We start from the raw sequence: 17,258 nt of genomic DNA, 5'->3' as shown, positions 1-17,258 counted from the left end.
AAGCAAATTACAATGAAATTATGGCGATAACATATGACAAATTAAAACAATAAAATCTACATATGAAAACCATACACAAATGTCTTTCAGTATTATTTCTATTGCTTGCAACTTTCTCTTCTGCGCAAATCTACTATGACGTGCAGTGGAAAAAGATTGCCGAAGGGTACAGAAACGGAGAATTCAAATCTTCCCTGCCTTTGATTTTAGAAGTTCAGAACAAAGCCATTAAAGATAAAAACGCGTCCGAAACTGTAAGATCTTTAAAAGCAGAATTTGGTATTTACAAAGAAACGCACGACGATACTAAAAACGATTACGCATCGGCATTTTTTGCGAAAATTAAAGAAACAGAACGCAAGCTGAAAAAAAATGATTTTTTGTTTTTTAAAATCCTTGAAATTGAATTTTTTGAAGAGTATTTCAACCGTACAAGGTATGAGATTCAGCAACGAACCAATACAGGAGAAGGAAAAATTTCTGAAATTGAAACATGGACAAAACTAGACTATAAAAAACATTATACCCAAAAGTTTGCAGAACTTTCAGCACTCGATAATCAACTCAAAAAAGTAAAACTTGAATCTTATAAAGAAGCGCTTGGCGAAAATACAGACTACGATTATTATCCAACTCTGTACGACTGGAAACTGAAGAAAAACATTGATTTTCTGAATAATCAGTTTATTTTCACTAAGGATGAACTTGTGGAAAACCGTTTGCAGATCAGAAATCTTTATCAGAATCTGATCAGTTTTAACCAGGGAAATGCAAAGCTATATTTTCAGCACCAGCTTTTATTGTTTGAAAACGGTATTAAAAATGATGATGAGTTCCTGCAAAAACAGATCAATCTTGTCAACTCCTCAGAAAAAGGAGATTACAAAATTCTGATTGTCAAAAATATTGCAGAAGTATTGCAGCAAAAGTCTGAATTTAAAGAAGCCATCCGCTGGATTGAAAAAATGAAATCTGAATATCCCGGCTCAAAGCTTCTGAGCAATCTTGATTATCTGGAAAATAACATCAAAAGTCCTGTAGTTCAGATTTTTTATGAAGAACACAATATTCCCGAAATGCCGGTCCATCTTGTGGCTTCACATAAAAATGCAGACCGTTTTGAAATAAAAATTTATAAGGTCAACGATTTTAAAAATCAGTTGCTCTACTTGCAAGGTCTTGATTATGCAGAATATTATAAAAAGATCGATAAAACCTTAGTAAGAACTGATATTTTTGAGCTTCCCAATCAAAAAGATTACAAAAACTATTCAACCTCATTGGAAATGAAAGGGCTTCCGAAAGGCCTTTACATCGGAGAATACATCAATGGTGGCGATGTTTCCAAATTTCTGTTTGTTTCAACTTCTTCAAGGGTAATTTATGATGAAAAGAAAGATTACATTTTGGTTGAAAGAGAAACGGGGAAGAGAAAAATTAATACAAAACTTCACAAATATGCTTTCACGGATTATAAGAATACAAGTGAAGCAGAAGTTTTGATCCAGACCGATAATTTTGCCAGATTTCCTTCAGTTAAAGGTTATCACCGTGAGTACCCCTATTTAATTTATGATGCTGTTTCGGGAGATTTTAATATTTTAAATTCAGAATACGAATGGGATCGTGACAGTAGGTATCCTTACGATCTGTTTCAGGTTTTTCTTGACAGAGAGATTTACCGTCCGGGTCAGACTGTTCAGTTTAAAGTAATTGCAACAACGCCTGATTTTGAAAAGCGCAAAGATGTTCTTTTGCTGAATCAGGATCATGAGGTTATTTTGTACGATACCAATCATCAGAAAATTTCTTCTCAGAAATTTAAAACCAATAATTTCGGTTCTTACAGCGGAAGTTTTGAGATTCCAAAAGACCGTTTGAATGGGAAATTTTCTCTCAATGTCTCCAATGGTAATTATGCAAACCAGAAATATTTTTCTGTTGAAGAATACAAACGTCCTAAATTCGAGATCGTTTTTGACACCATCAGAAGTGAATACAAATATGGTCAAACCATTGAATTGAAAGGAAAAGTAACCACCTTTTCAGGAGTTCCTCTCAGCAAAACAATGGTGAATTTTGATATTAAAAGAGAAAATATCCGAAACCGTTACTTCTGGTGGTATCCTGCAGAATTCAGCAACGAAAATTCAGTTTTAGGAAAGGTTGAAACCAATGAAAAGGGAGAATTTACCATTAAAATTGACCTGAAAAAAGATGAAAATGTAAAAGGAATTCAGGTTCATAATTATAAGGTCAATTCAACCGTTACCGACTTGAACGGCGAAACACAAAGTGCCGAAACGAATGTAAAAGTGGCTTCAGTTTCCCATTATTTAAAAACAAATCCTGTTTCTGAAGCGTCTGCAAATGAAGATCTTAAAATAAAGGTAGAAAGTTTTAATTACAATGATATTGCTTTGGATAAAAGCTATAAAGTTAAATTGGTACAGCTGAAACAACCGGAAAGAATTTTAAGAAATAATTTTAAAAACAATATTCAAAACCTTCCGAAAATGGGAAGAGATGAGTTTTTAAGCAAATTCCCGCATGATCGATATGATAAATCTGACGACCAGAAATACTGGAAAGTTTTAAAAACAGTTATAGACGAAACAAAAAACGGAAAAGAGCTCAATTTCGAAAAACTTGATGCAGGAGATTACAGACTTTTGATTTACAATATTGAAGGCAAAGATTCAATAAAGACCGAACAGGATTTCAGCGTTTGGGATAAGAACCTTCTTGGCAAAAATCAGTTTCCTTTTTTAAAAATTATCGGACCTAAAAATGAGGTTAAAAGAGGTTCGAAAGTGACGATTTATGCTTATTCTGCAATTCCTGATGCTGAAGTTAATATTTATGTTCAGGATGGTTTCGGAGCTCCAAAAATGGAAACAAGTAAATTCTCTAACGGAATTTTGGTTTATCCACTCACAATTTCTTCAGATAAGAATATTGAAAAATATAATATTCAGTTCGTTCTGGCTCAGTACAACGATGTTCAAAATGAATACATCAATCTCAACATCAAAAATGAAGATCCACCTCTGAAAATTGAATTGACGACGTTCAAAGATAAACTGGAACCCAATTCAAAAGAAAAATGGAGCATCAAAATTTTAGGCAGAGAGAAGGAAAAGGTTGTTGCTGAAGTTTTAGCGAATATGTATGATAAATCGCTGGATAAATTTGTTCCCAATAAATATTCATGGACGAAAATTTACAGGCCGACAAACGTTTTCAAAGATTTTAATGTTGAGATTTATCCGTCACAACTGTACTGGTATCAACAGGTTAAATATCTTGAAACCAAGCAAATTAATCTGCCGCAACTCAAATGGTTTGATGAAAATGTATTTTATGAATTACTGTTAAAATACGGTTTGACTACAGATACAGATGGCGACGGAATCGATGATATGAAAGATGCCTGCCCATCAGTTCCAGGATTGGAAAGTTATAACGGATGCCCTAAGCCAAAGGCTATGATGGCGGCGGAAGTTTCTTCTGCTCAAAAATCCAAGGGCCGTTTCGCTGATAAAGATGCAGACGGTGTTTTAGATAAAGACGATGCGCCACCACCACATGTAAAAGATGAAGATCTTGATAAAGTAAATGCGAGACAGAATCTTAATGAAACTGCATTTTTCTATCCTCATCTGAAAACCGATGCTCAGGGGAATGTAAGTTTTGAATTTACCACTCCCGAAGCTTTAACCAAATGGAAATTAATGTTTCTTGCCCACACAAAAGACGACAGAAATGCCGTTTTGGAGAAGGATATTATCACTCAGAAAAAACTTTCGGTAACTCCGAATTATCCACGGTTTTTGAGAGAAGGAGACGAACTTTCTTTCCAGACTAAAATTTCTAATCTTACCGATAAGTCTTTGGATGGAAAGGTTTCACTTCAGATTTTAAATGCCGAAACCAATGAAGATATCACATCTTTATTTGGAATTACGGGTTCAGTTCAGGATTTTAAAGTTCAGAATACAGGAAATGCTGTAGCGAGCTGGAAAATTCAAACGCCTTACAACAAAGTAAATTCCATCATCATAAAAGTCGTTGCAAAAGCAGGTGATTTTTCTGATGGAGAGCAGATTCCAGTCGCGGTATTGTCTAACAGAATGTTGTTAACAGACGCAGTTCCGATTTTCGTGAAAGAAGGTCAGACCAAAACTTTTACCTTGGAAAATCTTACTAATTATACCACAGGAACGGCAGAAAATGTGAGAAATACTTTGGAACTGAAAACCAATCCGATCTGGGAAATTATTTTTGCCTTGCCGGATTTGAGTGAATACTTAAACATCAGTTCGGATGACTGGTTCAATACCTGGTTTGCAGATGTGGTTGGTACAGAAATATTTAAAGCCAATCCGAGAATGAAAGCGGTTTTTGATGAATACAAAAGCGCTGATTTGCTGAAAAGCAATCTTGAAAAAAATCAGGAACTTAAGCAGGTTTTACTTGAAGAAACGCCTTGGGTTCTGCAATCTCAGTCAGAAACAGAAACGATGAACAGAGTTGCCCGACTTTTCGAGGTCAATCAGATGAAAAATTCTATTGCCAAAGACTGGAGTATCTTATTGCGTTACCAAAACGGCGATGGCGGTTTTCCGTGGCTTCCGGGCTACGAAAGTTCGTACAGCAATTCATTATACATTCTTAAAAATTTAGGTAAGATGAATGTCTGGCTGAAAGATGGGATTGGAGAATACCAACCGGGTGGACAGCAATCGATGGTTGGACGACTGATCGGCTACATCGATTCTCAACTGGAAAGATACTGGAGTGAAGAAAAAGACAATCCGTGGAGCAATTTTGCATTAGATTATTTAGATACGAGACGTTATTGGGAAAAAGAATATCCGATTTCGGGGAAAGGTTTAAGATTAAAACAAATGATCATCGACCGAGCAGATAAGTTTAAAGTAACAGATCTAACGTTTTACGGTGTTCACCGTGCAGCTCTGATTTACGATAATTACGGATTGAAAGATACCTGCAAAAAACTGATTAATTATTTAAAGGAAACTTCAGTTTCATCTGAAACACAAGGTGCTTACTGGAAGAAAAATCTCAACGACTGGGGTTGGTACGAATCCAAGGCTGTAAATCATGCCGGAGCCATCGAAGCTTTGGCCAAAATTGCACCGAATGACATTGATTTTATCGAAGAATCAAAAATATGGCTGGCTACACAAAAAGAAACCAATTCATGGGGGAACTCAAGAACGACTGCGGAAATTATTTACATCATGATGAATTCCGGCAAATCGTGGACAACTCCAGAAGCTGATAAAGCAACGGTGATCTGGGGAGGAAAAGAAGTTAATTCTCAAACCAAAACCACAGGCTTCCTGAAACAGACCTTCAATTCAGATAAAATTGATCCCAAATTGGGTCAGGTTACGGTATCCAAACCAGGTCCGGGAATTGTTCAGGGCGGTTTGTTCTGGCAATATTATGAAGATATCAACAATGCAAAATCTACCGAAACCTATATTTCGATGACGAGAGAATTTTACAAAAAAGTAAAAACCACGAATGGCGAAGAACTGCTTAAAATCACAGAAAACAGTCCGTTGAATGTGGGAGACCGCCTTACTGTAAGAATGATTTTGAACTCCGACAGACCGATGCAATATGTTCATCTGAAAGATATGAGAGCTGCGGGATTGGAGCCTGTAGACGTGCTTTCGGGGTATCAGTACAAAAATAATTTAGGTTATTATCAGGCAACAAAAGATGCTTCAACCAATTTTTATATTTACTATATGCCGAAAGGAAAATACGTTTTTGAGTACGATCTCGTTTGTAATGCAGCAGGCAGTTTCTCCAGCGGGTTTGCAACGCTTCAGAATTATTATGCACCTCAAATGAATGCCCGCACAAAAGGCGATAAACTTGAAATTAAAAACTAAACATCAAATATGAAAAGCATCAAACTCATCCTGATTCTTCTGTTTATTGGGATTTTCAATCAAATTCAGGCTCAGAATTATTACGATACCCAATGGAAAAAAGTTCAGGAAAACTCGAATGCAGGGAAGTTTAAAAGCAATCTTCCCATCATTACAGAAATACAGACACGCGCAATGAAAGAAAATAAAACGATTGAACTGATAAAAGCTCTGAGATCAGAATATGCAATCATCTTCGAAATCTCCCACAGTGAAGAAAATGATTTGGATTCAAAATTTTTTGCGAAAATAAGAGCTACTGAACAGCAGTTGAAGGGAGATGACAGGCTTTTCTTTAAAATTTTAGTTTCCAATTTTTTACACGAATATTACATTCACAATATCTGGAAGATTAACGACCAAACCAATATCAATCAACAGGATGTTTCTTCAATTGAAACCTGGTCTAAACTTGATTTTAAAAACTATATTTCCAAATCGCATCAGGAGTTGGATCAGATGAAAGCTGAATTAAAAAAGATTGATTTTTCGAAGTATAAGAAAGTCTTTTATAATACTTCGTCTATTGAATTTTTCCCGACTTTATACGACTGGTATGCTTTGGAAAAGATTAATTTTCTTAAAAATCTCAATTTTTTCACACCAAACGAATTGGCTGAAAATAAAATTGAGATCAGTAAAATTTTGGATGAATTAATTGCTGTAAATACAGGAAATTCAAAACTGTATTTTTCTCATGATAAGATCGTTCAGGATTGTGTAAATACCGACTGCAAAAATAAGGTGGAGCAGCTTTACAAATTAGCAAATTCTCCTGTGGAAGGAGATTACAAAGTTTTGATTTACGAAGATATTGCTCAAACTCTGACTTTGGAAGATAAGGAAAAAGACGCGCTTGCAGCAATTGAAAAAGCTAAAAAGGAATTTCCTGAATCGTCTTTTTTAAATAACCTTAAAAATATCGAAAACCGAATTGTAAATCCTTCTCTTGAAATAATTTATGAAGACCAGACGCAGCCCAATGTGCCGATCCATTTTTCTGCGGAATTTAAAAATGTAGAAAATTTCAGTCTCAATATTTATAAACCTCAAAACGTAAATGAGTTTTTCTCATACAAAAACAAAAATTCATTAGACGGAATAAAAAAAACATTGGTAAGAAAGGATGAATTTAAACTGAATAATCCTAAAGATTACAAGACTCACAGAACTTCACTCGAAATAAAACCTCTGCCTGCAGGAATTTATATTGCAGAATTTGTAGTTGAAAACGATAAAGAAAGTCTTAAATATCAGCATTTTTATTTTTTCGTTTCAGAAAACAAAATTCTTTATCAGACAAAATCTGATGAGGGAGATTTACAGAATCTTTTGAAATTGGTAAACAGTGAAAATGGTAATGTTGTAGGCGAAGAAAATCTTATCATTTATGAATTCTCAGGTGATAAAAAATTATCTGAAACGAAGCTTTTGACTGATAAAAACGGGATTTTTAAATTTCCATTATCCGAAAATAAAGAATTTTACAGAAGATATCTGATCACCCAGCCAAAAACTAACAGTTTCCAAATGATGAGTGTTTACGGGCACGATAGAAATCAATATATTCAGGAAAGAAATGCAAAGAAAGCACAGATTTTTACCGACAGAGCGATCTACAGACCTGGTCAAACGGTTTATTTTAAAGTAATCAGCACCCAGATTGTGAATGATAAAGAATCTGTAGCTTCAAATACGAAACAGAAAATTAGTTTGGTTGATGCAAATAATCAGGAAATAACTTCTCAGGAATTTACAACAAATGAATTTGGTTCTTATCATGGAAGCTTTATTTTGCCCAAAGGTAAACTTAATGGCTCTTTCAGAATTAAAACTGAGGGTTTTGCAGAATGGAACAAATATATTCAGGTTGAAGAATACAAAAGACCCAAGTTTGAAGTCACATTCGAACCTGTAAAAACAGAATACAAATACGGAGAAACGCTTGAATTAAAAGGTAAAACGATGATGTTTTCCGGAGTTGCATTAAGCAATACAACAGTAAATTACGAAATCAAAAAACAGAACATCAGATGGAAATATTTCCCTTGGTTTCCACATGATTATGATAACGAAAATTCAATTTTGGGAGACGTTAAAACGGATGATAAAGGCGAATTTACTATAAGAGTTGATTTAAAAAAAGACGACAAAATTGATGGAATCCAAATCGATAATTTTGCCGTGAATGCTTCTGTTACTGATATCAACGGCGAAACTCAGTCTGCAAATACAAATTTGAAGGTAGCTTCTGTCTCACACTACATCAAAGCTGATGATATAAAAAATGTTTTTGACGATGAAAATGTAAAACTGAAAGTTGAAACTAAAAATTACAACGAACAGAATCTTAAAAAATCGTATCAGATAAAACTTTCAAAACTGAAATCTCCTGAAAGAATTTTCAGAAGTAATTTTGAAGATTATACTCAGAATTTGCCGCAGTATTCCAAGGCAGAATTTATAAACAAATTTCCGCACGACCGTTTTGATAAAATTGATGATGAAGACAGTCCAAAACCTCAGTCGATTATGTTAAGTAAAACTGTTTCACAAAGCGAAGTCGAAGCTTCACAGGATCTAAGTTTAGGCAAACTTGAAACAGGAAATTATGAACTTGAGTTATTTAATATCGAAGGAAAAGACACGATAAGAACAAAGCAGAATTTTTCTGTTTTCAGTAAAAAATATGTTGGTAAAGAGCAAAATATTTTCCTTGAAATTGTTCAGCCAAAAACAGAGTTGAATCGAGGGGAAACTTCAGAAATTTATGTTTATTCTTCGATTCCGGATGCGTCTGTGAATGTGTTTTTTCAGGATGGAGTAAATTCGGTTGTGAGCTCGGTTCACCAGTTTAAAAATGGAGTTTTAAAATTCCCTGTTACGGCATCTTTAAATGATAAGATTTCAAATTTAAATATTACTTTTCAGCTGGTATCTTTCAATGATGTACAAACCAAAACTGTTAATTATAACGTGGTTGATCAGTCAAACAATATGACGATTGAAACGGTAACTTTCAGAGATAAAATAGAACCGAATTCCAAAGAAAAATGGATAGTAAAAGTTTCAGGAAATGATCAGGAAAAAGTAAACGCGGAAGTGCTTGCGAATATGTATGATATGTCTTTGGATCAGTTCAATGTCAATAAATTCGATTGGAATACTTTAAAAATATCTTATGATGATTTTAAAAATTATTCTATACAAAACAGTCTTCAGCAGGGATATTATGAAAAAAATTATAAATATTTAAGAGTAAAAAGCATTGGAATTCCTGAATTAAACTGGCTAAATTATTCTTTAGATGAAGATTTAGATTATCAGGATGAGGAGCCAACTTCTAATCAGGGATATTTGGCTGGAGATGCAAGGGTAAATCACAAAATTGCAGCTGCACCACAAGAGGTGCGCTTACAGAGCTTGAGAATGGATGATGCAGCGGTAGAAATTCTCAATTCTGGAAGACAGCTTTCAAAAGAAGAAAAGATTGAATACACAGATGTCATCGATCCTACACAATTGAGTGAAACGCTTTCAAATAAAGTTCCCGTTCGCCAAAATCTCAACGAAACTGCCTTCTTCTACCCAGATTTAAAAACAGACAAAGACGGAAATGTAAGCTTTAAATTTACTTCTCCGGAGGCATTAACCAAATGGAAATTAATGTTTTTGGCTCACACAAAAGATGCAAGAGCGGCAACCTTGGAAAAACAAGTCGTTACACAGAAAGAATTTTCAGTTACACCGAATTATCCGAGATTTTTGAGAGAAGGTGATGAATTAAACTTGCAATCTAAACTCTCAAATCTTACTGATAAAAAACTAAACGGAACGGCTCAACTCCAAATCTTAGACGCTTTTACCAATGAAGATATTTCTGATAAATTTGGTTTAAAATCAAGTATTCAGAATTTTGATTTAAAGGAAAAGGGAAATTCTGCATTAACATGGAAAGTTCTTGTTCCAAAAAATGTTTCATCGATTATTCTCAAAGTCGTTGCGAAGGCCGGAAATTATTCTGATGGTGAGCAAAAAGCAGTTGCAGTTTTACCAAACAGAATGCTTGTCACAGAAGCTGTTCCTGTATTCGTAAAAGAAGGCGAAACCAAAACTTTTGAGATCGAAAATCTTAAAAATAACAGTTCAATTACAATTTCAAATGTTTCCAATACTTTAGAACTGACGACAAGTCCGATTTGGGAAATCATGTTTGCATTGCCAAGCCTTAAAAATGATCAGAACAATTCTGCGGATGTTGTATTTAATAAATGGTTTGCAGACGTTTTAGCTTCGGAAATTTTTAAAGCAAATCCAAAACTGAAAACTGTTTTTGAAGAATATCAAAACAAAGGATTATTAAATTCAAATCTTGAAAAAAATCAGGAACTGAAACAGACCTTGCTGGATGAAACTCCGTGGGTTCTGGAAAGTAAAAATGAGACTGAACATATGCAGAAATTAGCTTTGCTTTTTGATGCCAACACGATGAAAAATTCAATCAGTCAGGATTGGGATGATTTGAAAAAACTGCAGAATCCGGATGGTGGTTTTTCGTGGTATCAGGGTTATCCGAGTTCGTATTCTACTTCGCTTTACATTTTAAGAAATTTAGGTAAAATCAATCTTTGGCTGAAAGATAATGTGAAAGATTATCAAAATTCAGAACAGAAAGATTTAGTTAATAAACTGGTACAATATGTCGATCAGGAAGTTGGAAAATATGACGTGGAAAAGGAAAATGTGTGGACAAACTGGACGTTGGATTATTTGAATGCCAGAAATTACTGGGAAAAAGAATATCTTTTAACCGGAAAATCTGCAACGTTAAAATCTTTGGTAAAAGAAAAAGCCAAAACCGCAAAAATCACAGATTTTACATTCTTCGGACTGCATCGTGCAGCAATTTTGATGAGTGATTACGGTTTGAAAGATGTTTCAGAAAAATTATTAAATTATTTAAAGGAAACCTCAGTCGATTCTAAAAATCAAGGTGTTTACTGGAAACAGAATCTGAATGACTGGGGCTGGTTCAGCTCAAAAGTGGTGAATCACGCAGGTGTGTTGGAAGCTTTCAGTACATTAAAACCAACCGACCAGAAATTTATTGAAGAAATGAAAATCTGGCTGATTACTCAAAAAGAAGTGAACTCGTGGGGAAGCTCCAGAGGAACTGCAGAAGCAATTTTCACGATTTTAAATTCAGGAAAATCATGGACTTCATCAGACAGCGATAAAGCAACCATTATTTGGGGCGGGAAAGAATTAAAACCAGAAACTCAGGCAACAGGTTATGTGAAATCTTCGATAAAAACAGACTTTGTCGATAAAAAATTAGCAACTGTAACCATTACAAAACCAGGTGCGGGAATCGTTCAGGGCGGATTATTCTGGCAGTATTATGAAGATTTAGATAAAATTAAATCTTCTGAAAATTACCTTTCCGTTACAAAAGAACTCTACAAAAAAGTAAAAACGGTCAACGGCGAAGAACTGAAAAATATCACATCCGAAACGCTTTTAAAAGTGGGAGATAAGGTAACTGTAAGAATGATTTTAAACACAGACCGCGCAATGGAATTTATCCAGATTAAAGACATGAGAGCGGCAGGTTTTGAGCCTATAAGTGTCATTTCGGGCTATCAGTGGAAAAACAGTTTGGGATATTATCAGTCGACAAAAGACGCTTCCACAAACTTCTACATTCAGTCAATGCCGAAAGGAAAATATGTTTTTGAATATGATTTGATTTGCAATGCATCCGGAGTTTTCTCCAACGGAATTACCACAGTTCAGAATTATTATGCACCGCAGATGAATTCAAATACAAAGGGGATTACTGTGGAAATAAAAGAGTAATATTAAAAAAAAATATCAATAAAAAAGAAATCGCTTCCAAAAATTGGAAGCGATTTTTAATTGAATTTAAGATTTGAAATTTTGCAAGGGTTTTTGTGAAAATAAGCTTTCTTTACAATAATCAATGCAATTATTTTGGCATCAGAACATGGTCGATCACATGAATCACCCCGTTGGACTGATTGACGTCTGCAATGCTCACCATCGCTTCCCCACCTTTTTCATCTGTAAGATAAACTTTACCATCTTTTTCCCATGCAGTAAGTTTTCCGCCTGCAACAGTAGTCAAAACGGCTTTGCCGTTACCTTCTTTAATCTTATTCATCAAATCTGCTGCAGAAACTTTGCCCGAAACTACATGATAAGTAAGTACGCCAGCTAATGCTTTTTTATTCTCAGGCTTCATAAGATTAGAAACGGCCTCTTTAGGTAGCATATCAAATGCCGCGTTGGTAGGAGCAAAAACAGTGAAAGGACCTGCACCGGATAAAGTCTCAACCAATCCTGCTGCTTTTACAGCTGCTACCAATGTTGTATGATCTTTAGAATTTACTGCATTTTCAACAATATTTTTGGATGGATACATTTCTGCACCTCCCACCATTTTCGTTTCTTCCGCTGGTTTTGCCATACTTGCAGAGTCGTTCATAGATGTAGAATCTGTCACAGCAGGCTGTTCCACCGAGTTTGTTTCAGCGGTTTCATTTTTTTTACAGCTTGTTGACACTAGTAATGATGCAAACAGAGCACCTACAATTAACTTTTGGATTTTCATAATAATATTTTTTTAATGTTACGATTCTATATACGATAGATATCTAAAATCAGATTTTGAAGTGAGAATAAATTATTAAATTATTAAAATATCTCTGGAAGTCATCATACTGTATCAATCAGATTGAGGATCTGCCTTATAAAATATAATTTCGTGATTAGGTTAAAAAATGACTTGAAAACTTTGTTAAAACTACTTCTATTTCATCCTAAGATAATTTACCTAAGCCTGCTGAAGAGAATAAAGAGTTTGCAAAATAATTTTGATGAAATATTTATACGGGCTCTTAAATAAATTGTAACAGAATAATTATATTTGCTTTTCTACAATTAATCAAACAATGGAAAACGTTTTCGACGCAAAAGACGCTCAGAATTACATCAATAGAATCAATAATCTCATCGAAGACACACACGGTATGTGGGGCAGAATGACCGTAGATCAAATGTTGGCGCACTGCTGCGTAACTTATGAGATGGTTTACGAGCCCGAAAAACACAAAAAACCGGGAGCAATTGCAAAATTTATACTGAAACAGTTTGTAAAACCAAAAGTAGTCAGCGAAAAAGCTTATCCAAGAGATTCTCCTACGGCGCCTCAGTTTCTGATTTCAAACAGAAGAAATTTTCACGAAGAAAAAAAGAGACTGATTGGTTTTATACAAAAGACACAACAGCTTGGTCAGGACGCATTTGAAGGCAAAGAATCATTCTCTTTCGGGAAACTGAAATCCCATGAATGGAACAATATGTTTGCAAAACACCTCAATCATCACCTCGCTCAGTTTGGAGTTTAAAAAACTTTCTTATGATGAAAAAATTATTGTTTCTACTCATATTCTTTTCCGCTTTCAGCTTTGCGCAGATGCCGAATATTTCAACAGTATGGCTCAACAACAGCAAACCTTATGAGGGTACCATCGGTAAAGAAGGTGAAGTTTTAAAACTTAAAATTAATACCTCCGATCAGGACAGGAAAAACGATCAGGAATACTTTATTTCAGGATATTCTCTGGTGGATAAGGTGTATGCAAAATTTGAAGGTAAAATAAAAATTACCAAGTATAAAAACTCCGGTAAGAAGAGCACGGTCTTCGGCGAATATGACCTTTCAGAAGAAAATAAAGGCAAGCATTCCGGAGTATTTAAAGGAAGATTTATCTACACTTTTAAATGGAATAAAGAGAAGGATCAGATTGAAAATCAATATATTGAATTGATAGGAGATTGGGTAAGTTATGATAAAACCATGACTTTTAAAACAAGACTCAAAAACCGTTAATGATGATCAGAAAAATATTTGCAGTAATTGGAGGAATGATTACAGGTAATCTGATCATATTTTTGATGGAAGCCATTAATCATTTTCATTATCCGCTGCCAAAAGGCGTAACTTACGAAAACCGGGAAGCGTTCAGCAGATATATTGAAAGTCTCCCCGTTGATGCGTTGCTGATGATTATTGCCGGATATGTAATTGGAGCGTTTGCTGCCGGTTTCGTTTCTACAAAAATTGCCAAAGACGGAAAACAATATTACGCGATGATCTGTGGAGTACTTCTGCTATCAGCCATCATCTGGAATTTTACAATGCTGCCTACACCCACATGGATGTGGATTTCAGGGATTTTAGCGCCATCTGTTGTTTTCGCAGGATATAAAGTGGCTTTAAATAAAACCAAGATATGAAACTGGGAGTATTTTCATTAAGCCTCAGCGTAAAAGATTTAGCTAAATCAAAAGAATTTTACGAAAAATTAGGCTTCAGCTCAATGGGCGGAAGTATGGAAAATAATTATCTCATCATGAAAAACGGCAGTACACTTATTGGCCTTTTTCAGGCAATGTTCGACGGAAATATGCTTACCTTCAACCCAGGTTGGGACGAAAATGCTCAGAATCTGGAAGAGTTTGATGACGTGAGAGCCATTCAGAAAGAACTGAATAAAAGTGGAGTAGAACTGGAAAAATCTGCCGACGAATCCACCACCGGCCCCGAACACATATTCCTCAAAGACCCCGATGGAAATATGATTCTCATCGATCAACATAGGTAATGAGAGATGGGTAATAAGCAATAATTGATGAATGATGGGTGATGAATGATAAGTGATGAGTGATTAATGATTTATGATGAATGATGAGTGATGTCTGATGAATAAAACCCGCATCACAAATCGCAAAACCCGAATCACGCACCCCGAAACTCGTAACTGGAAGCTCGCACTCCGTAACCCGAATCCCGTAACCCGTATTCTGTAACTCGAATCTCGCACCCCGAATCACGTAACTCAAATCTCAAATTTTAAATTTCAAATAAAATGGCACAGGTAAACGTTTATCTTACCTTTAATGGTAATTGCAGACAGGCATTCGAATTTTATCAGGATGTTTTCGAAAAAGAAATTCCTTACATGGGAACTTTTGGTGAAATGCCTCCACAGAAAGGAATGGAAATGTCTGAAGAAGACAAAAACAAAATTATGCACGTCAGCATGCCGATTTCCCAGGAAACCGTTCTGATGGGAAGTGATGCAGGCGGTGAATATGCCGACAAAATCACTGTAGGAAACAATTTTGCGATCTCCGTAAACGCAGAATCCCGTGAGGAAGCAGACAGAATCTATGAAAAACTTGGCAAACAGGGCGGTAACATGACAATGAAAATGGCAGATACATTCTGGGGCGCTTACTTCGGAATGCTTACAGATCAGTTTGGTATCAACTGGATGGTCAATTATGATGATCCTGCGAAAATGCAGCAGCATCCCTAAGATTTTATCTCAATTTAAACCGTCAGTTTTTTCTGGCGGTTTCTTTTTTAAACCTGCAGTTCAGAATAGTTTTTTACCATAACTGACATATTGACTTCTTGGCGGTGATATTTTTTTAAGAAATTTTTCTGGTAACATCATTTTTTTAAAAAAAATTGACTTTGTGTCTGTAATTGATTTTTAGTATTGATTTTGTCTGATTGATAGAAATAATTAATTATCTTTTGCTTGCTCATTTTTCATTCCAAAAATTAAATTAATCATGATTCACACTTACGTTATAATTTCCATAGCCGTATTACTTTCTGTAATGATTTTGGTGATGATAGGCCAGAAGCTCAAAGTTGCCTATCCCATATTTCTCGTAATTGCCGGTCTGCTGGTAAGTTTCGTTCCGGGAATGCCGCAAATTGAGATTGAGCCGGATTTGGTCTTCCTGATTTTCCTTCCTCCAATCTTATTTGAAGCGGCCTGGTTTACCTCCTGGCAGGATTTTCACAAGTGGCGTAAGCAGATTTTTTCGATGGCATTTGGCTTGGTTTTTCTCACCTCCATCGTGGTTGCATACCTTTCTTCATCCATCATTCCAGGGCTTACAGTGGCGATGGGATTTCTCTTGGGTGGTGTAAATTCTCCTCCCGATGCGGTTGCCGCAACTTCAATTTTAAGGAATATGAAAATTCCGAAAAAGATCACTACCGTTTTGGAAGGGGAAAGTTTAATTAATGATGCTTCCAGTTTAATTGTCTTTAAATTTGCTTTGGCTGCCGTCATCTCAGGACAGTTTATCTTCCGCGATGCCGTTCAGGATTTCTTTACCATGGCAATTGGTGGAGTAGCCGTAGGAATTGCGGGCGGGCTGGTTTTTGGTAAATTTTTAAGAATGATCCCCTCCAATTCTAATATTGATACGGTAATCACACTTATTGTTCCTTATGTAATGTACGTTGCTGCCGAGCATTTTCATTTTTCAGGAGTTTTGGCGGTGGTTGCAGGTGGGCTTTTAATGTCTTATAATTCACACTGTTATCTGAGCCACACCTCGAGAATTCAAACCGGAAATGTATGGAGCGTCGTTATATTTTTAATGAATACAGTAATTTTTATTTTAATTGGTCTTGAACTTCCAGTTGTAATTGAATCTATGAAAGATTATACCATTTCTGAAGGTATTTTCTACAGCATCGTTATTGGCGGAGCCATTATCGTTACGAGACTGGCGTACAGTTACGCCATCGTATACATTCCAAGGCTTTTTTCTGAAAAATTACGGAAGGAAAATCCAAAACCAGACTGGAAAGAGCCTTTTATAATCAGTTTTGCGGCGATGCGGGGCGTGGTTTCCCTGGCTGCGGCACTTTCAATTCCGGTGTATATCAGTCCGGGTGAACCTTTTCCGCACAGAAATATAATATTATTCGTAACTTTTGTGATCATTTTAATTACCTTAGTAGGGCAGGGTTTACTGCTTTCGCCCGTTTTAAAATGGCTTAAAATAGAAGATGCAGGAAGCGAACTGCCTGAAGAGAAGCAGGAAGTAATCCTGATGAAAAAACTGAAAGAAACCGCTCTTCAAAAACTGAATAACGATTTTTCTGAACTTTCAGAGAAAAACAGTATGGTAAAACATCAGATTCACAAGCTGGAAAACGAAATGATGATGATGGCAGACAAAGCACAGTGTATGGCTTCAACAGAAGATTATGTTACGGCAATGAATGAAAATAAAAATGTTTTGAGACAGGTGATCCAGGCGCAGCGTAACGAACTTCACCGCATGAAACGTGAGAAAATTTTTGACGATCACGTAATGCGTACAATAGAAATGCAGCTGGATTTTGATGAAGCGAAAATTACTGGTTTTGCACACACTTAATTT

At 35.6% G+C, this 17,258-nt stretch carries 9 protein-coding genes; 8 read left to right on the top strand and 1 reads right to left on the bottom strand.

Going from position 1 to position 17,258, the window contains the following annotated elements; translation table 11 throughout:
- Positions 1–62 precede the first annotated feature (62 nt).
- Together ASG31_RS08810 and ASG31_RS08805 are read left to right on the top strand one after the other, a co-directional pair.
- Positions 63–5,933, top strand: a complete 5,871-nt coding sequence (locus ASG31_RS08810; protein ID WP_056030772.1) for an alpha-2-macroglobulin family protein — start codon at positions 63–65, stop codon at positions 5,931–5,933.
- Between the two features lie 9 nt (positions 5,934–5,942).
- Positions 5,943–11,831 (top strand): alpha-2-macroglobulin family protein, encoded by a 5,889-nt coding sequence (locus ASG31_RS08805; RefSeq protein ID WP_056030770.1) that lies wholly within the window; start codon positions 5,943–5,945, stop codon positions 11,829–11,831.
- Between the two features lie 130 nt (positions 11,832–11,961).
- Here the strand turns inward: ASG31_RS08805 and ASG31_RS08800 are convergent, their stop codons facing one another.
- Positions 11,962–12,480 (bottom strand): fasciclin domain-containing protein, encoded by a 519-nt coding sequence (locus ASG31_RS08800; protein WP_056031415.1) that lies wholly within the window; start codon positions 12,478–12,480, stop codon positions 11,962–11,964.
- A gap of 466 nt (positions 12,481–12,946) precedes the next feature.
- Here ASG31_RS08800 and ASG31_RS08795 point away from each other — a divergent pair, with 466 nt between their 5' ends.
- The 6 genes from ASG31_RS08795 (at position 12,947) to ASG31_RS08770 (ending at position 17,255) form a co-directional block, all read left to right on the top strand.
- Positions 12,947–13,402 carry a DUF1569 domain-containing protein gene (locus tag ASG31_RS08795; RefSeq protein ID WP_056030767.1) on the top strand — a complete coding sequence of 152 codons (456 nt, stop codon included), beginning with the start codon at positions 12,947–12,949 and terminating at the stop codon, positions 13,400–13,402.
- 11 nt (positions 13,403–13,413) lie between these two features.
- The gene (locus ASG31_RS08790) at positions 13,414–13,887 is read left to right on the top strand and encodes a hypothetical protein (RefSeq protein WP_231433728.1); all 474 of its coding nucleotides are present in this window, start codon (positions 13,414–13,416) and stop codon (positions 13,885–13,887) included.
- Complete coding sequence (locus ASG31_RS08785; RefSeq protein WP_056030765.1) at positions 13,887–14,294, top strand: hypothetical protein; 408 nt, start codon at positions 13,887–13,889, stop codon at positions 14,292–14,294. The genes ASG31_RS08790 and ASG31_RS08785 overlap by 1 nt, the downstream gene beginning before the upstream one ends.
- Positions 14,291–14,662 carry a VOC family protein gene (locus ASG31_RS08780; RefSeq protein WP_056030762.1) on the top strand — a complete coding sequence of 124 codons (372 nt, stop codon included), beginning with the start codon at positions 14,291–14,293 and terminating at the stop codon, positions 14,660–14,662. Before ASG31_RS08785 ends, ASG31_RS08780 begins: the two co-directional genes overlap by 4 nt.
- A gap of 264 nt (positions 14,663–14,926) precedes the next feature.
- Positions 14,927–15,379: a VOC family protein gene (locus ASG31_RS08775; RefSeq protein WP_056030759.1), complete on the top strand. Its 453-nt coding sequence runs from the start codon at positions 14,927–14,929 to the stop codon at positions 15,377–15,379.
- A gap of 262 nt (positions 15,380–15,641) precedes the next feature.
- Complete coding sequence (locus tag ASG31_RS08770) at positions 15,642–17,255, top strand: Na+/H+ antiporter (RefSeq protein ID WP_056030757.1); 1,614 nt, start codon at positions 15,642–15,644, stop codon at positions 17,253–17,255.
- The last annotated feature ends 3 nt before the right edge of the window (positions 17,256–17,258 follow it).

This window comes from Chryseobacterium sp. Leaf404 (assembly GCF_001424145.1).
Taxonomy (GTDB): Bacteria; Bacteroidota; Bacteroidia; order Flavobacteriales; family Weeksellaceae; genus Chryseobacterium.
The sequence above is the reverse complement of the archived record's forward strand: the minus strand, read 5'-3'. Positions and strand labels throughout refer to the sequence as shown.